The organism is Gottfriedia acidiceleris, assembly GCF_004138285.1.
GTDB lineage: Bacteria > Bacillota > Bacilli > Bacillales > Bacillaceae_G > Gottfriedia > Gottfriedia acidiceleris_A.
The window spans coordinates 38,158-56,112 of the sequence record NZ_SCFN01000012.1 but is presented as its reverse complement, the minus strand read 5'-3'; the positions used below and the strand labels follow the sequence as shown (position 1 = coordinate 56,112).

The 17,955-nt window shown below is 32.2% G+C and carries 18 protein-coding genes; 10 read left to right on the top strand and 8 right to left on the bottom strand.

Translation table 11 applies throughout. The features are described from left to right. Nucleotides 1-18: 18 nt before the first annotated feature. The 3 genes from EP747_RS16555 to EP747_RS16545 all read right to left on the bottom strand — a co-directional run bounded on the left by EP747_RS16555 (nucleotide 19) and on the right by EP747_RS16545 (nucleotide 1,931). Nucleotides 19-1,218 (bottom strand): MDR family MFS transporter, encoded by a 1,200-nt coding sequence (locus EP747_RS16555; RefSeq protein WP_129691217.1) that lies wholly within the window; start codon nucleotides 1,216-1,218, stop codon nucleotides 19-21. Between the two features lie 238 nt (nucleotides 1,219-1,456). After that, complete coding sequence (locus EP747_RS16550) at nucleotides 1,457-1,606, bottom strand: glycogen biosynthesis protein GlgD (protein WP_129691216.1); 150 nt, start codon at nucleotides 1,604-1,606, stop codon at nucleotides 1,457-1,459. A 61-nt stretch (nucleotides 1,607-1,667) separates the two neighbouring features. Beyond that, entirely contained in the window at nucleotides 1,668-1,931 is a 264-nt protein-coding gene (locus EP747_RS16545; protein WP_129691321.1) for a DUF2524 family protein, read from the bottom strand. 193 nt (nucleotides 1,932-2,124) lie between these two features. Here EP747_RS16545 and EP747_RS16540 point away from each other — a divergent pair, with 193 nt between their 5' ends. The 4 genes from EP747_RS16540 to EP747_RS16525 all read left to right on the top strand — a co-directional run bounded on the left by EP747_RS16540 (nucleotide 2,125) and on the right by EP747_RS16525 (nucleotide 6,875). Further along, on the top strand, nucleotides 2,125-3,087 hold the full coding sequence (locus EP747_RS16540; protein WP_114346696.1) for a TIGR01212 family radical SAM protein: 963 nt from the start codon (nucleotides 2,125-2,127) through the stop codon (nucleotides 3,085-3,087). Further along, nucleotides 3,084-3,659, top strand: coding sequence for a class I SAM-dependent methyltransferase (locus EP747_RS16535; RefSeq protein ID WP_129691215.1), 576 nt, complete (start codon nucleotides 3,084-3,086; stop codon nucleotides 3,657-3,659). The genes EP747_RS16540 and EP747_RS16535 overlap by 4 nt, the downstream gene beginning before the upstream one ends. Before the next feature lie 725 nt (nucleotides 3,660-4,384). Continuing rightward, nucleotides 4,385-4,864 (top strand): hypothetical protein, encoded by a 480-nt coding sequence (locus EP747_RS16530; protein ID WP_129691214.1) that lies wholly within the window; start codon nucleotides 4,385-4,387, stop codon nucleotides 4,862-4,864. Between the two features lie 847 nt (nucleotides 4,865-5,711). Next, entirely contained in the window at nucleotides 5,712-6,875 is a 1,164-nt protein-coding gene (locus tag EP747_RS16525; protein ID WP_129691213.1) for a cation:proton antiporter, read from the top strand. A 98-nt stretch (nucleotides 6,876-6,973) separates the two neighbouring features. On the opposite strand, the gene EP747_RS16520 is transcribed toward EP747_RS16525, so the two are convergent. Then, nucleotides 6,974-8,068 carry a tetraprenyl-beta-curcumene synthase family protein gene (locus tag EP747_RS16520; protein ID WP_129691212.1) on the bottom strand — a complete coding sequence of 365 codons (1,095 nt, stop codon included), beginning with the start codon at nucleotides 8,066-8,068 and terminating at the stop codon, nucleotides 6,974-6,976. A 159-nt stretch (nucleotides 8,069-8,227) separates the two neighbouring features. On the opposite strand from EP747_RS16520, the gene EP747_RS16515 reads away from it, so the two are divergent. From EP747_RS16515 to speE, 5 genes are all read left to right on the top strand, one after another. Beyond that, nucleotides 8,228-8,755, top strand: a complete 528-nt coding sequence (locus tag EP747_RS16515) for a gamma carbonic anhydrase family protein (protein ID WP_129691211.1) — start codon at nucleotides 8,228-8,230, stop codon at nucleotides 8,753-8,755. A gap of 520 nt (nucleotides 8,756-9,275) precedes the next feature. Next, complete coding sequence (locus tag EP747_RS16510) at nucleotides 9,276-9,809, top strand: phosphatase PAP2 family protein (protein WP_129691210.1); 534 nt, start codon at nucleotides 9,276-9,278, stop codon at nucleotides 9,807-9,809. Nucleotides 9,810-9,821: 12 nt separating this feature from the next. Next, on the top strand, nucleotides 9,822-10,973 hold the full coding sequence (locus EP747_RS16505; protein ID WP_129691209.1) for a glycosyltransferase family 4 protein: 1,152 nt from the start codon (nucleotides 9,822-9,824) through the stop codon (nucleotides 10,971-10,973). A 208-nt stretch (nucleotides 10,974-11,181) separates the two neighbouring features. Next, nucleotides 11,182-12,018 carry an adenosylmethionine decarboxylase gene (speD, locus tag EP747_RS16500; RefSeq protein ID WP_129691208.1) on the top strand — a complete coding sequence of 279 codons (837 nt, stop codon included), beginning with the start codon at nucleotides 11,182-11,184 and terminating at the stop codon, nucleotides 12,016-12,018. Continuing rightward, nucleotides 12,015-14,345, top strand: a complete 2,331-nt coding sequence (gene speE, locus EP747_RS24540; RefSeq protein ID WP_205753841.1) for a polyamine aminopropyltransferase — start codon at nucleotides 12,015-12,017, stop codon at nucleotides 14,343-14,345. Before speD ends, speE begins: the two co-directional genes overlap by 4 nt. Nucleotides 14,346-14,439: 94 nt before the next feature. Here speE and EP747_RS16485 read toward each other — a convergent pair whose 3' ends face one another. The 4 genes from EP747_RS16485 to EP747_RS16470 all read right to left on the bottom strand — a co-directional run bounded on the left by EP747_RS16485 (nucleotide 14,440) and on the right by EP747_RS16470 (nucleotide 17,290). Continuing rightward, the gene (locus tag EP747_RS16485) at nucleotides 14,440-14,865 is read right to left on the bottom strand and encodes an OsmC family protein (RefSeq protein ID WP_129691207.1); all 426 of its coding nucleotides are present in this window, start codon (nucleotides 14,863-14,865) and stop codon (nucleotides 14,440-14,442) included. A 38-nt stretch (nucleotides 14,866-14,903) separates the two neighbouring features. Beyond that, nucleotides 14,904-15,599 carry a pirin family protein gene (locus EP747_RS16480; protein WP_129691206.1) on the bottom strand — a complete coding sequence of 232 codons (696 nt, stop codon included), beginning with the start codon at nucleotides 15,597-15,599 and terminating at the stop codon, nucleotides 14,904-14,906. 200 nt (nucleotides 15,600-15,799) lie between these two features. Then, nucleotides 15,800-16,222 carry a FosM family fosfomycin resistance protein gene (gene fosM, locus EP747_RS16475; RefSeq protein ID WP_129691205.1) on the bottom strand — a complete coding sequence of 141 codons (423 nt, stop codon included), beginning with the start codon at nucleotides 16,220-16,222 and terminating at the stop codon, nucleotides 15,800-15,802. A 30-nt stretch (nucleotides 16,223-16,252) separates the two neighbouring features. Then, nucleotides 16,253-17,290, bottom strand: a complete 1,038-nt coding sequence (locus tag EP747_RS16470; protein ID WP_419179320.1) for a DUF2332 domain-containing protein — start codon at nucleotides 17,288-17,290, stop codon at nucleotides 16,253-16,255. A gap of 218 nt (nucleotides 17,291-17,508) precedes the next feature. On the opposite strand from EP747_RS16470, the gene EP747_RS16465 reads away from it, so the two are divergent. Continuing rightward, nucleotides 17,509-17,934: a DinB family protein gene (locus EP747_RS16465; protein ID WP_235832913.1), complete on the top strand. Its 426-nt coding sequence runs from the start codon at nucleotides 17,509-17,511 to the stop codon at nucleotides 17,932-17,934. Nucleotides 17,935-17,955: the final 21 nt, after the last annotated feature.

Below are 17,955 nucleotides of genomic sequence, written 5' to 3'. Positions count from 1 at the left end.
ATTATACATTGCCTATTTTTAAGAAGCAAAAGTTTGATTTTCAGCTTTTACTACTTTTTTTGCTAATCTTTCATAAAGCACAGAGAAGACCATGCTTATTACTAAAAAGACAACTAATATGATAAATAATACCCTCATATTAAAAGTATCAACAAGTGCTCCTCCAATAACAGGTCCAAGCATTCTTCCAACCGTCGCTGCACTATTTACAATCCCTTGATACATTCCTATACGATCTTTTGGAGCAAGCATATTCGCAATAGTTGGTACTGCAGGCCAGACGAACATTTCTCCAATTGTTAAAATGATCATACCTGTCATAAACATTGAGAACTGGTCGGCAGTGCTCACAAGAATGGTCGAAGCAATAAAGAATCCAATTCCAAACAACATTTGCTTTCTCATACTTAACTCAAATTTACGTATCGCAGTTGATACGATTGGTTGAGCTAAGACAATAAGCGCACCATTTATAGTCCATAACAGACTATATTTTTTTAATCCAATATGCAGATTTTGCATTTCTGAAGCAATCGTAGTTTGCCATTGCACATAAACTAACCAACATAAAACATACGCAACACAAACAATCATCAGAGCCTTCATTGAAGGAGTAAATGAAAATTTTTGTTTTTCTGCTTTTTCTACATGAGCTTCTTTTAATTGCTTTGGTACACCAATATCTCTAAATCCAAATAAAGCTACTAAGAAGAAAATAATATATAATAGCAAATTAGCGGAGAAAATATAATTAATATTAAAATCTGCAACAATTCCACCTAAAGCCGTACCAATCGCAACACCAAGATTTTGTGCTACATAAATTGCATTAAAAGCTTTACGACCTCCCTCTGGCCATGCCGCTCCAACCATCGCATACATTGATGGAAATACGATACCGACTCCAAACCCTAATATTACAAAGAAACAACTGTAAAATGTCCAAGTATGATTAATTACCAAACCTAGAATCGACAAAAACGTAATACTAATGCCAGTTAGGATTGACTTATATCCCCCAAACTTATCAAAAAGCCAGCCACCGAGCATATTACCAAATACACCAGCCAATGAATTAAACATTAAAATAAGCCCCGCAACAGACAAGGACTTTCCTAAATACGTATGGATATATACTGTATTGAATGGCCATAAAAAAGAATTACCTGTTACATTTAAAATCATACCGATTAACAAAAACCATAGTTTTTTTGGCATCCCGTACTCCCCTCAAAGCTGTCCCTTTTTATCTATTTTTATCTCGTTAACTCATTAATTGTAGAGGAGAATCTTCCTAGTTTCAAGAGGCACGCATTAAGTGTGGAGAGATAAAAAGGACAAAAAAACTAGAAAGTATTAGAAAAGCACCATATAAACCCTAAAATTACCAAATGAAAAGAAAAAAGGAAGGCATGCCTTCCTTTTCTTTTGCTCTCGCTATTCCCTTTTTCCTGCCTTACCCCTGCTTTGATCTCTGTGGTTGACCTTTTTTAGAGTTATTTATTTTCACTTGATCTACAGCAGAAAGTTCACCTGAGAATTCTGTTTTTGTTTTATTTTTTGTTGTTTGTTCAGGGTTATTACTTTTTGATTTCTTCTTTACCATTTTTGGATTCCTCCCAAGTAGAGTATATTCGCGAACGTATTCTTGCATATTCTAATCTCCTTTAGTGCGGAGTTATAATCATTTGATGTTGTAACTGTGTTAATTGTCGACGTAAACGATAGAATTCATCTTTATTTTCTGCATTTGCAAGGTTTGCAACTTTTTCAAGCTCAATAAGTGCTTCTTCAATCCCTGCTTGTGCTTGTGAATATTCAATATCATTATAATGCTCTTGTCTCATACCAATTTCTAATTGCTCTACTGCGTAATCATACGCTAATTTTGCTTTTTGTACTTGTTCTTGTCCGTATGCGCGATCTGTTATTCCCAAGAAAATACCTCCTTTGAGACTTTAATGAAGTATCCGATATGTAGGTTACCTCAAGGATAGTATTTCCGAACCTTTCAATCAGAGTACAATTATTTCTTTACAAATAAGAAAGGTTTTTCCATTTGGTTTTCTTTTTAGAGCATGATAAAATCGATAATATTGACTTAAATTAAGGGAGGGATGAGGAATGACAAAAAACAATCCTTTTCCATATACAATAGATCATAAAAGATATCATTCGTGGAATTATCATTTACGACAACAATTTGGCGAAAAAGTTTTTAAAGTTTCAATTGACGCTGGATTTGATTGTCCAAATAGAGATGGTACAGTTGCATTTGGAGGTTGTACTTTTTGTAGCGCATCTGGTTCGGGCGACTTTGCAGGAGATCGAGCTGAGGATGTTGTAACTCAATTTCATAAAATAAAAGATAAAATGCATGAGAAATGGCAAAACGGAAAATACTTAGGCTATTTCCAAGCCTACACAAATACTCACGCACCAGTAGAAGTATTAAAACAAAAGTTCGAACCAATATTAGAGCAAGAAGGCGTAGTAGGTTTATCAATCGCAACAAGACCGGATTGTTTACCAGATGATGTTGTTGAATATCTTGCAGATTTAAATAAACGAACTTATTTATGGGTTGAATTAGGATTACAAACTGTTCACGAAAAAACTGCAAATATTATTAATCGTGCACATGATTATAAAACTTACGTAGAAGGCGTAGAAAAATTAAGAAAGCACAACATCCGTATTTGTTCACATATTATTAACGGGTTACCTCTTGAAACTCCAGAAATGATGATGGAAACTGCGATGGAAGTTGCTAAACTTGATATCCAAGGAATTAAAATTCACTTACTTCACCTATTAAAAGGTACAGCAATGATGAAGCAATATGAAAAAGGATTAGTTGAATTCATGGATTTTGACGCTTATATTAACTTAGTCGTTGATCAGCTTGAAATCATTCCAAGTGATGTAATCGTACATCGTATTACTGGAGACGGTCCACCAGACTTATTAATCGGACCAATGTGGAGCTTAAAAAAATGGGAAGTATTGAATGCAATTGATCGTGAGTTTGAACGTAGAAATAGCTGGCAAGGTAAATTCGCAAATAATCGAGTACAATTAACATGATTCTAGATCGTATTTTACCGTATGCTAGAAAGCTTCTCCAATCAACTGTTAAAGAAGGCGATATTACCATTGATGCCACAATAGGTAATGGTCATGATACTGTATTTTTAGCAAAATTGGTTGGTGAAACTGGTCATGTATACGGATTCGATATCCAAGAATTAGCTGTACAAAAGACGACCGAAAGAATCAATAATGAAAATTTAAGCAATCAAGTTACACTTTTGCAAAGAAGTCACGCAGAAGTAAAAAAAGTAATCCCTGCTTCTTTTCACGAAAAATTAAAAGGTGCAATTTTTAATCTTGGTTATTTACCTGGTAGTGATAAATCAATTGTAACAGTACCCGAGTCAACCATTTCTGCAATTGAACAAATACTCGAAATGATGGCTCCAGAAGGGATTATCGTAATCGTGATTTATCATGGTCATGAAGGCGGAGAAATTGAAAAAGATGCATTAATGAACTTTGCTCAAAACATCCCTCAAGACTTGGCACATGTATTAACTTATCGATTTATAAATCAAGCAAATAATCCCCCTTTTATATTAGCAATTGAAAAAAGGGCTTAAGAAAAAACTGTCTAATTTTAGACAGTTTTTTTCAGTGTGTTGAAATATATTGTAGTCAATATTGAAAATACAAACATTAAATGAATTTTTATGAAAAAATAGTCTATTTATTATTGTTTTATCTGTAATCTTATTGATAAACAAGTGATTTTGGTTGATATATAAATATTTTAACTAACTTGCAGAAATTAAAATATCTTCTTTTTTGACGATCAATATTTGTAAAGATGTGTAAGTCGTCATCATAAGTTACCATTTGATTAATAAAGGGTAATTCATTCGTTCAATTGACTATTCTATTGTTTTTAAGATTATTCTTTTTTTATAAAGAACTTGATTGGAACGGAAGGGTGCTAGGCTCCTATGGGACATGCGGGAAGGCTGAGACCCCACAGGCTGCGCCGAGGAGGCTCAAGAATCTCGCCCCATGGAAAGCGAGCACCCTGTAGTGGAAATCAATATGACACAACTTAGTTATCAATAATCAATCCAACAATTTAATTGACAAATTCTTTTTTCAACAGCTTGGATAAAACTGTCTAATTTAAGACAGTTTTTTTATTTTGGCCCCAAATTTCCCAAAAGTACAATTATAGAATTTTGTTTTGACCTCCTCATAACCATTATAAATATCTTAAAAATTCATTAAAAAATCATTTATGGTAAATTTTTCTTGGGAAATTGGTAAAGATAAAAAAATCAAAATAAGAAAAGAGGTAATCAAAATGAAAAAAGCTATTTTTGCAGGTGCAGTAGTTAGTCTTTTTACACTTAGTACAATTTCAGTAAATGCCGAAAACATTGCGGCAGCAAATTATTATGTCCATCCACATCATGATCATGATGCAACAACAGATGATGGTGAGCATCATAGACATCATCACCACAACAAAAAAGCAAATAAAATGTTAGAAAACCACAAAAAGGAAGTTGTTAAGTATATTTCAAATTACTTAAACCAACCTGAAGCTAATATAAATAAAGCTGTTGAGCAACATAAAATGGAAATGAAGAAATTAATATTTATCGCAGTTGTATCAAAACTTTCAAATAAACCTTTGGAAAATATCATCGCTCAAAAGGGTAAAACAAATTCATTTAAAGAAATATTAGATAATAATAATATTAAACGTGAGCAATTTTTTGAAGAAATGAAAAGAGTTCATCGAGATATATTTACTCAAATTGAACCAACTAAAAATTAAATTAACAAAAGCGCCCCTTAAGTCATTGTACTTATTGGGCCTCTTTTTTTGTAATGAAGTTTTAAAAACAGATCAAAGTTTTTTATTAAGAACATACCCCCTTTGGATAAAACATAAAATTTATTTATCAAGTAACTTTATCGATCTATAGAAATTTACAAAAAATTATTAATAATATCTAATTACGGCGTATTCATGGAATCAATTGAATATTATGTAAAGATATAACCACTTAATTGATTTTTTCATACAAACCAAATAGTAGTTGATTGATATAAACCAACTCTAGGGGTGTGAAGAGTTGACTACAAACCTAAACAATTTGAATAAAATATTTCGTAATGTTTTTCAGTTCATTTTACGGAATTCGAATTGGATATTATTATTAATTGGATTAATTGCGTTCATCAATTACTGGTCAGTTTTTTACCTTGTTTCATTATATAGAGGATTTCATACAGAATCTTCACAAGTCAATCAGATGACCCTTTGGGTAATTTATGGGTATTTTTATGGTTTCTTTGGGAGTATGATTTTAATTTTTTTTCATTCTTTTGTCCTAAAATATATGTTATTTTTTCGAAAAATTAAAAGTGCCATATCGTTTATACTCCTTCATTTTGCTTACTTTATTTCACTTATTTTATTAATTCTATTAAACTAATTTTCTATTTATATTGAGACAAATTCATTACTTAAACTTGTTTTCATAGTCAATATTAGTTTATAATTATATTAAATTAAATGCATTGTACGGAGGAGCCTGTCACGATTAGGATAAGTGTGTAATTTACTTAACCTATCGTGGCAGGTTCTTTTTTTATGCGTTCAGACGGGAGATGAGTTTATGCTTTATGTGCAACTTGCTATTATATTGATTGCCTCTAAAGTTTTTGGGGATCTAAGTACAAAGCTTGGTCAGCCTTCAGTTTTAGGAAAGCTATTAATAGGAATCATACTAGGTCCAGCTGTTCTTGGAATCATTACTGAAACAGAAACATTACATGAAATGAGCGAAATTGGCGTCATTTTACTTATGTTTATTGCAGGTTTAGAAACTGATCTTAATGAATTTAAACGAACTGGGAAAGCTTCTTCTTATGTAGGGGTACTCGGAATACTATTCCCATTATTCTCAGGTTATCTTTATGGTATTTCCATAAATTTAAGCCAATTTGAAGCTATTTTTTTAGGGCTGATCCTATCTGCAACTAGCGTAAGTATTTCTGTGGCTACATTAAAAGAAATGGGTAAACTTAAAACAAAAGATGGGGCAACAATTTTAGGAGCTGCCGTAATTGATGATATTGTTGTCATCATAGCATTAGCATTTGTTATGAGTTTCAGTGGTAGCGCAGTTAGTTTACCAATTCTTTTATTTAAAAAGTTTATATTTTTTACATTTGCCATATTAATCGGTTGGAAGATTGTACCTTGGTTCCTAAAAAGATTTATAAAACTAAACGTATCAGAAACACTAATCTCTGCAGCTTTAATAGTTTGCTTCTTATTCTCAGCCTTTGCAGACCAAACAGGTATTGCTGCAATAATCGGAGCTTATATCGCAGGAATTTCGATATCCGTTACTAAGTTTAAACAAGAGGTCTTTGAAAAGGTCGAAACTATTGCTTACTCTGTATTTGTACCTGTGTTTTTCACTTTAATAGGTGTATCAGTTCAATTTACGGGGTTGAGTCATTCGATTCCGACTATTATTATGATAAGTATTATCGCTATTTTAACGAAACTAATTGGTGGTGCATTAGGAGCAAAACTGGCGGGATTTCCAACTAAAAATTCACTCGGAATCGGTTCAGCAATGGTATCACGCGGTGAAGTTGCACTGATTATGGCATCCACAGGTTTAGCAAATAATCTTTTAAGTAAGGAAATGTTTGCAATCCTTGTTATAGTGGTACTAATCACAACAATTGTAACTCCACCACTTATGAAGTTATTTTTCACTGAGAGTAAATTTTTCACAGAGAGTAATAGATCAACTATGCCATGACCCTAGATGGCATATGGGTCTAGATATAATATTTTAGAGGAAAAAAGACCATAAATAAAAGCAGATTGTATAAGTATGATACAATCTGCTTTTAATTTTTAAACTGATTCCTTCACTCTTCTATTACTCGCCTTTAACTCTTTTAATTTAAAATATAACTTAGCATTTCCATAGAAAAAGAATGATGTTAAGCCACCGTTTTTAACAATCCCTCTTCTAATCCTTTTCATCTCGTCTGGTCCTGCCATTTTTTTATCGGCCAAGTAAATGCCTAGCAATCCTTGACATATCATTCGATGAAAACGATAGTCTTTTAAATCTTTTAAGGCTTGATCACTTTTAGTTGAAAAATACTCAATCCTATTTAACATGACATCTTTAGAAGGATAATAACTGCAGAAATTTAAATCTCCGCCTTCTTCATCTTCCTTTTGATCAATTACATAATCTAGTAGTATATGAAGTCCTTGTACATAAGGGAAATAACTTTTATAAACTTGTTCAAATAATTCTTCAGAAATTACTTCGTTAAATGAATAAGAAACTAAACAAAAAATCCCAAGAGTTGAACCTGCGCACGCAGAGAATTCATACCATTCTAAGTCAGAAAGATCTGGCTGATATTTTTCAAACCAATTTGTTAATCTAGGAACTCGCTCTTCTTTTTTTACATGCTTATGTATTTGTAACTTACAATAATAATCAGCAAGTTGGACTAAGTACTCTTTAATTCCCTCATAATGCTTCGATTGATTTAAACTACTATGACACTTTGAAACTAGTGCACGTAAATATCCACCATCATCTTGTTCTTCTCGGAAGCGATAATACATTTGATCTGATTTTTGACATTTTACTGCATCAATCATTGACTCATGTAGTGCTTCAAAATCAACTGGATCAAGCGAAGTACTACGGTCGCATAAATTATCTAAGTAATCACTAATTGTTTGATATGCAACGATAAACTCTATTACTGGTTTTAAATTCTTTTCAGAAAGTAATGCTAAAATTGCACCACCTTCACAATGGAATGTTTTTGTATCGATACTCATTAATGCTTGTTTTCTAAGTTCTGGATCTGGGATTGTCGTTGCAAAATTTCTCCAATAGTTTAATTCCTGATGCACTAAAGGAAAAACAGCTTTATAAACTTTCGGCATTAATTGTATCGGATTTTTAGGTAGTGACATTTTTTCACTCCTCCCTATTTTTCATTAATTACATATTGGTGAAATAAGTTATACTCATATTGAAGTAAATATTATGGAGGTGAACTACGTTGCCTTGTTGTTTAGACAATTTCAACTAAACAATCATCGTATTTTTTATATGCTTGGCAACGGTATAGTATGATATTACCATACAAAGGGAAGCAACCCAAAATCGAACCATCAGCTTTTATCGCTTCAACTGCAACTGTTACCGGTTCTGTCACAATTGGAGCAAATAGTAGTGTATTTTTTGGTGCAGTAATCCGTGGCGACGTTAATGATACAATCATTGGAAATGATGTAAATGTTCAAGATTTATCTGTTCTACACCAAAGTCCAAAATGCCCTCTAATTTTAGAAGATGGCGTAACAATTGGACATAGCGTTATTTTACATAGTTGTACAGTTAAAAAGAATGCATTGGTTGGAATGGGTTCAATCGTTTTAGACGGTGCCGAAATCGGTGAAGGTGCAATGATTGGTGCAGGTAGCTTAGTTCCAGGCGGAAAAGTAATACCTCCTAATACATTAGCGTTTGGTAGACCTGCTAAAGTAGTCCGTGAATTAACAGAAGAAGACATCACTGATATGGATCGAATTCGTAGAGAATACATTGAAAAAGGACAATTCTATAAAAAAGTAGAAGAAGAAAATCTTTCGAAATAATTAAGGTTGAATTTGAGGATTTTTCTATAAAACGATATGAAAATCAAGATTTATTACTTTTATCACACTGAGAAGGAATTTATGCCTTCTCTTTTTGTTTTGCTGAATCTTGTTTCGTTTTTGGTCTTCTCTGAAACTATTTTAAGGTTATTTCTTTCAATTTTTGTGCTTTCTGCTCAATTTTATTTTGGATTAGCTGTTTTATTTGCAGTTTGAGCGATTTTATTTGCAGAATTAACTTTTTTATTTGTAGTTCCACTAATTTTATTTGCAGTTTCAAGAATTTGTTTTCAGTTCTAGCTTTTTTATTTTTACTTTCCATTATTTTAATTGCACTTATCCCGATTTTATTTGCACTTCAGACAAATGTGCTTGTCCTATCATACCTTAATCATCCCCGCTCCGATCCGTTTAATAAAAATTTACATATCTAAATTATTCATTTACAAAAGCTTCTATTTAAATCCATAAACCCTTTTTATAATGAAGTTAAAAATATCAGCATAATGGAGGATGAAAAATGAGCGCTATTCTTCAAAAGATTCACACATATGAATGTCAACTTTTTTATCGCGTTAATTCATTGTTCCAGAAGCGTTACTTGAATTTTTTCTTTCGTAATATTACACATCTTGGCGGAGCTACTTTTACAATTGCATCAGCATTAATTTTATTACTTTATTCCAAAGGTGAATTGCATGAAGCATCAATCTTATGTTGTTGTACCCTTTCTCTTAGCCATATTCCTGTTCATTTCCTTAAACGTTTTTATCCACGTAAAAGGCCTTATCTTAAACTAGAAGGTACTTTTGTTCTAAAAAATCCTTTAAAAGATCATTCCTTCCCTTCTGGTCATACAACGGCAATTATTTCTGTTGCACTTCCTATTATGATTTATTTACCATTTACAGCATTTATTTTACTTCCTTTAGTTTTGTGTGTTTCTTTCTCTCGAATTTATCTTGGCTTACATTATCCAACAGATGTGTTTTTCGGAATATTACTTGGTATATTTACTACATTTATTTCACAGTTTTTTATCTATCATTTGTGAGGAGGAAAAATTATGAGAGTAGCTATTTTTACAGACACCTATATTCCTCAAGTGAATGGTGTTGCCAAAACTTTAAATCGATTTACAAATTACTTAAAAGATCATGGCCATTCATACCATGTGTTTGCTCCTGAGGACTACGGTTTATTTTCAACGGAAGATGTAACAAGATTAAAATCTGTACCATTTAAAATTTATCCTGAATGTAAAATTTCATTTCCAAACCTTTCTAAAATGAAAAAGACGCTTAAAGAATTTAATCCGGATATTATTCATATCGCAACGCCATTTACTATTGGATTAAGCGGTCTCCATATTGCTAAAAAAATGAAAATTCCTTTAGTTGCTTCATACCACACAAATTTTGATCATTATCTTCAGTACTATAACTTAACATTCTTAGAAAATATTTTATGGAAGTACTTAGATTGGTTTCATAAACCTACTCAAAAAATATTTGTTCCTTCGAAGGATACATTCAATCATTTAGTGACAAAAGGTTTTAACAATCTCTCTATTTGGACCCATGGCGTTGACTGTTCAATCTTTCGTCCAACTCCTAATCATAATGAAATAAAACAAAAATATAATATTACTTCTAAATATACGGTTTGTTTTGTCGGAAGAATTGCACCTGAAAAGGATTTAGAAACCTTATCGAAGATAATAAACTATACTAAACAACGTTTTAACAAAAATTTAACTTGGATAATCGTTGGAGATGGTCCCAAAAAAGAAGAAATGATCAAGAAAACTGGTACTGATCAAATTATCTATACAGGCTACCTTCAAAAAAAGGACTTAGTTGAGATATACGGTGTGTCTGATTTAATGGTCTTTCCGTCTGACACTGAAACATTTGGAAATGTAGTACTTGAAGCAATGGCGTGTGGAACACCAGTAATTGGTGCAAATGCAGGTGGAGTTAAAAATATAATTAGAGATTATTCAACTGGTGTCCTCTGTGAGCCCCAAAATATATCTTCTTTTTGCCAAGCAATTGAGGATTGCTTACAAGGAAGTGAAATGTTGAAGCATATGTCAAAAAAAGCAAGAGATTATGCATTAACACAGGATTGGACTAGTATCTTTAATAAACTAGTACTAGAATTTGAACTAATCTTTACACCACAACCACCAATCCTCATATCTAAGAAGGCTTAAGATTTTTCAAGTTTTTATTTTCTGAATATTATAAATAAAACGACAAAAAAACTTATCTATCAGTAACTCCTCAATCATCAACTTATGTGAATAATGAATAATTCAAAAACCAACAATATATATTGAGTAGTTACACTAGCGACTATTGTACAGTCGCTTTTACTTTTCGTACGTACTTTTTCACTTTGTAAAATTAGGAGGACAATAGATGAATATTTCATCGTCAAATAATTTTCAACTTTATGGTTTTAATAACTTAACGAAATCATTAAGTTTTAATATGTATGATATTTGCTTTACAAAAACGAAAGAAGAACGTGAAGCCTATATTCAGTACATCGATGAACAATATAACGCTGACCGTTTAACAAAAATTTTAACTGAAGTTACGCATATCATTGGAGCTCACATTTTAAATGTTGCAAAACAAGATTATGATCCTCAAGGAGCAAGTGTTACGATTCTCGTTTCAGAAGGTCCGGTTGATAACCCTTCATCTGAAACTTATTCCGAATCACCTGGTCCATTACCGGAGCTAGTAGTAGCAGCTTTAGATAAAAGTCATATTACTGTTCACACTTACCCAGAATATCATCCGGATGATGGAATTAGTACATTCAGAGCAGATATTGATGTATCTACATGCGGAGAAATTTCTCCATTAAAAGCATTAAACTATTTAATTCACCAATTTGATGCCGATATTATGACAATTGATTATCGTGTTCGAGGATTTACTCGTGATGTTAGTGGTTATAAATTATTTATTGATCATGATATAAACTCAATCCAAAATTACATTCCTCAAAAAATAAAGGAAATGTATCAAATGATTGATGTGAATGTGTTCCAAGAAAATATTTTTCATACAAAATGTAAGTTGAAACAATTTAATTTGGATAATTATCTTTTTGGCTACACAAAAGAAAAATTAGACGCGGATGAAATTTTAGAAATAGAAGAAAAAGTAAAGTATGAGATGGATGAAATCTTTTACGGTAAAAATTTATGGAATGGTCCTGATGTGGAGGATATTGATGGATGATGGATCACAGTAAAACACCGCTTTTAACTGAATTAGTCCGTTATGCTAAGGAAGATATTACAAGCTTTGATGTTCCCGGGCATAAAAGAGGTAATTCACTCGAGGAATTAAGAGAGCTTTGGAGTGATATGGCTCTTAAGATGGATGTCAATTCTTCAAAGCGTGTTGATAACTTATCGCATCCAACAGGTGTAATCCAAGAAGCCGAAACATTATTAGCGGATGCCTTTCATTCAGATAATGCTTATATGTTAGTAAATGGTTCGACTTCTGGAGTTCAATATATGATTATGAGCGCCCTTGAACATGGAGATAAAATTCTCCTACCAAGGAATGTACACAAATCCGCAATAAATGCATTAATCTTAGCGGGTGCTAAACCAGTATTTATTGAACCAGAAATTGATTATGAGTATGGAATTGTAAATGGCGTTTCAGTAAAATCTGTTCTTCATGCTCTAGATTTAAATTCGGATGTAAAAGCTATCCTTATTATAAATCCAACTTATTTTGGAGCAACTTCAGATTTAAAACAAATTATCGACATTGGTCATTCCAGGGGGATTCCTGTTTTAGTAGACCAAGCCCATGGTGCTCACTTTTCGTTTCACCCTGATTTACCAAGTAACGCTGCCCTTCTTGGTGCTGACCTTGTTACCCTTAGTTTGCATAAAACTGGAGGTGCTTTAACACAAGCATCAGTTCTACTACATAATGATGGGATCATTACTAAAAATAGGGTTCGATCTACAATTAATTTATTTCAAACAACATCTGCTTCCTATTTACTTATGTGTTCAATCGATGTTGCTAGAAAGAAATTAGTTTTAGAAGGTCAAGAGCGCTTTGAAAAATTACTCAATTTAACGAAAAAAGCTAAAGATGAAATTAACTCCATAAAAGGATTAAAATGTATTACACGAGATTCATATCGAAATGGAGTTGGAGTATTCGATTACGATGAGTTAAAACTCGTTGTTAAAGTTTCAGATTTAGGAATGTCTGGTTTTAAAGTATATGACATGCTTGCAGAACAATATAAAATTCAAATCGAACTTGCCGAACCTAATGTCATTTTAGCAATTATCTCGCTAGGTGATAATGAAGACACCATTCAAACATTAATTGATGCATTAAGGGATATTAGTGACCGATATTACGGTAAACTTCCAAAACTTGAGACAGATATTAGTGTTGCATTAAAAAATCCTAAGATGGTCATGACTCCTAGAGAAGCGTACTATCATCCAAAACGTATTATTTCAATTCATGATGCTAGTGGATTAATTAGTGGCGAATCAATCATGATTTACCCTCCTGGTATCCCTCTTTGTATACCTGGTGAACTAATTTCAACCGAATTGATTCAGCATTATCTTTATTTAAAAGCAGAAGGAACGATCACAATCAACGATGATGATGACCCTTATATAATAAAGGTCGTCGATCGAAGTTTGGAGGAAAATTTAATGGATTTATGGTATACAGAGAATCACCAAGAAGATACGAAGTTCTCCATAAAGGTTCAAGAACATATTCATTCTGAAAAAAGTGAGTTTCAACAAATCGATTTCTTTAGAAGTGAAACATTTGGAACATTCTTTACACTAGATGGTTATATGATGGTTACGGAAAAAGATGAATTTATCTACCATGATATGATTACGCATGTATCAATGGCCGTTAATCCAAACATTAAAAAAGTACTAATTATCGGTGGGGGCGACGGTGGTACTGCTCGTGAAGTACTACGATACCCAAGTGTGGAAGTTGTTGATATGGTAGAAATTGATGAGCGAGTGGTAAGGCTATGCCAACAATACTTACCTTTAACGGCTTCAAAATTAGATCAAGATAATCGATTAACCTTATATTTCGAAGATGGCCTAAAGTTCGTACAAGAAGCTGATGAAGGTTATTACGATCTGATTTTGGTCGATTCAACTGATCCTATTGGACCTGGTGAAGGGCTTTTTACAGTTGCTTTCTATAACAATTGCAAACGGGTATTAAGTGAAGAAGGTATACTTATTAACCAGCATGAAAGTCCATATTACGCTAGTTACGCGCACGAAATGAAACGTGCTCATTCCAAAATTAAAGAAACATTTCCGATTTCAAGAGTCTATCAATTCCATATGCCAACTTATCCATCTGGACATTGGTTATTCGGATTTGCTTCCAAAAAATACGACCCAATTAAAGACATTAAAGCTGATGAATGGAATAAGTTAGGAATCGAAACAAAATATTATAATACAGACCTACATGTTGGGTGCTTTATGCTTCCTACTTATGTAAAAAAACAATTAGATAATGAAGAGTAAGTATAAAAACCAGCAAAGTGCTGGTTTTTTTGAATTGCAATTAAAAAAGCTGCCCCATAAGTAGTACTTTCACTTTAGAGACAGCTACATTTAATTACATTACTTCTTCATCCTTCGTTCCATTTAATGTGAAACTTGCTGTAATGTTAGCGTTTAAAGAATGAGCTACCGAGCAATATTTATCCTTTGATAATTTAATAGCTTTTCGAACTTTTTCTGCATCTAACTCTCCACCTAATAGATAATGCAAGTGAATGTCAGTAAATCGCTTAGGGTGCTCTTCTGCTCGTTCACCATTTACTTCAATTTCGAATGAAGTTAGTTTTAATCTCATTTTTTCAAGGATTAATACGATATCAATTGCTGTACATCCTGCAACTGCATTAATTAAAAGTTCAACTGGTGTAGGTGCACTATTCTCTCCACCTAAAGACTCGGCAGTATCCATTTTTATCTCATGGCCAGATGGTGCAATTCCTGAAAAAGCTAACTTTCCATCCCATTTAATACTTGTTTTCATTCCCTATTTCCCCTCCAATAATTAGATCATTTCATCTATTATTTTTTCATTTCTACTACTAAATAATGTGAAAAATCTTTTGATTTTATTTTAATATCTTCTTCAATTATTTTTGCAGCATCACTAGCTTCCATTAGTTCTCCATTCACAATGGCATTTCCTTCTAATAAGACTAAATACGCTTGTCGATCCTTTTTCATTTCAAAAGAAATTTCTTCATTTTCATTTAATGCAAGCGAGTAAATATTTGCATCCTGGTGAATTTTGATCGGGGCACTCCCTTCAACTGGAGATACCATATGATACCATTTTCCTTCTCTCTTTTCCCAATCTGATATTAAGTCACCGTAATTTGGAGTATGACCTTCTTTGTCAGGAATAATCCATAATTGAATTAACCTTAATAAATCCTTACCCATATTGTGTTCACTGTGATATACACCCGTTCCTGCACTCATGTACTGTATATCGCCACGTCCAATTTCATGTTTATTCCCCATACTATCAGAGTGGGTTAAATTTCCATTAATGACATATGTGATGATTTCCATATCATTATGTGGGTGAGTACCAAAACCTCTGTGTGCTTTAATTAAATCATCATTTAATACTCTTAATACACCAAAGTTCATATTACTTGGATCATAATAATTTGCAAATGAAAAATGGTGAATTGTTTTTAACCAACCGTGATCAGCATGACCTAATTGTTTATTATTAATTTTTTCAAACATAGTTTATCGCTCCTTTTATTTTTATCTTTAATTCAAGATATAATATAAAGAATAACCTATATAGATATCTCATTTATTTATCTGTTTAATACGATATTTTATATTTTATTTACCGAGATCTTAACTATATTGTATCAAAAAATATCTTTAATTCAAGATATTTTTATATAGAAAGTTTTTCTAAACTTTCTAATCAACAACTAAATGTAGAAATCCATATGTGGTTTTGATTGTTTATAATATTCAATTCGATCTTGTAAAGTACCTGTATGAAATTCAAACTTATGTCCATCTGGATCAGTAAAATAAATTGAATTTTTATCACGTTTATCTCTATCGCGGCCATTCAATATATTCACCTTTAGTTGAACTAGTTTATCATAAATTTTTTCAAAATCGTCTTCATCAATTGTAAAAGCCATATGCGTATACGATTGATGAATTTCTTTTCTAGGTATATCTTTCTCTACATTTAAAGCGAGCCATATACCATTCAAATCAAAATATGCTGTTGTTCTGCCTTTCACTAAGAGAGTTGCATCAAATACGTTTCTATAGAAATCGATTGCTGTTTCAAGATTAGATACTGAAAACAACAAATGATTTAATCCTTTAATCTCCATTTTACTCCCTCTTTTCATAGCTATATATTTTTAGTAAATCCTCCATTCAAACCATTTTCCATGACCTTCTGTTTCTCCTATTACTTTTTCAGACTTAATCCCACCGATATAATAGTCAAGATGTAGCATCCGATCCCAAATATTATTATATAGATGAAATACATCTCTATTTTTACTAATATCCTCAACAGTTTTTAGTAAACGTTGTTTTCCTTCTTCTGGTATTTGATTTGCAACATGTGTGTGAAAAATGCATAGAATTGAATCATTTGATAGCTGTTTAACTACATCTGGAAGGATATTAATACCGTCTGCCTCTAATAAATTGATTTCATTTTCCTTCATACATAGAACGGCTTTTTCAAATAACTCTCTTCGTTCAAAATGCTCAGGCCAAATTAAGGCTTTTAGCCACAAATAGTCTTCTTCATTTGATAAATCATTTACATGTAAATCTATTCCATATCGATCAACAACTGGAGGAACTTTGTCTAATAATGTGAGAATAGTTGAGCCTTTATCTTTTACTTTCGATTCGATAAGAACATTCGATTTTATATCCCCATAAATAGTTTCGCATGAGCTATAAGAATACTTATATTGATCCCATAATAGCTGAAGTCCAGCACTAGTTCCTATTTCAATTAATGAGATTGGTTTATTAACCTTTTGATAAATGTAGGAAAAGCACGGATAAAGATAGGCACAACGTCTAACTTCATTTGTTTGGACAATTTTCGTTTGAATAAGCTGAATAATTTCGTTTCTAAATTTTTTACAAAAATCCTGAAAATATGGATAGGAATCTTCTAATTTTTTTGGAGTTTCTACTAGACTTGGATAGAAATCCTTTAACGGATGACGATTGCCATTCATTAACAAATAATGAATCGAACCTAATAATAAATTGGGAATAGGTTGACCGTCTTGCGCAAAAGAACACAAATCAAGTATTTCTTCGTCTTCTGCAATTTTTAATGATAAATATTCATATAGTCCACTAGAATTTTCACATTCAATTTTTGCAAATTGCTTAAAACGTTGCTTCAGCTGAATATTCATATTAATCATCCTTAATATTTTTATTTTTCAAACTTCTATTTACTTAATTTTACCATACTATATAATTTCCTTATTGTACTATGCTTTGTTGATCTTAAATCTAAAAACTTTGAGGTGATTAATAATGATGTCTAGACCAAATTCAAACGAATATAATCCACACTTTAAAGGTTATATTGAGCTAGTTCCTGAAGGTGACCTACAAACTATTTTGAGGAAGCAATTTGAGGAAGCAATTAGAGGAATCAATAAACTTTTTTAAAGCAATCTCGAAAGAAAAATCCGAATATCGATACGAGGAAGGGAAATGGAGTATTAAGGAGGTTCTTGGACATTTAGTAGATACTGAAAGAATAATGTGCTATCGTCTGTTGGCAATTGCAAGAGGAGATCACACTCCATTGCCATCTTTTGATGAGAATGCCTATAATGAAAATGCAAATTTTAACCGACTTGATCTAGAGCAAATTATTTATGAATTTCAAACTGTTCGTCAAGCCACTTTATCCATGCTAGAAAACTTATCTTATGAAACATTAGAAAATGAGGGAAATGTTCTAAATCACCCAACGACACCTCGTGCTATTGCTTATATTATTGCAGGCCATGAATTACATCACTTAAAAATCATCAATGAACGCTATTTTTAAATTAGAAAGAGCAGGAAATTA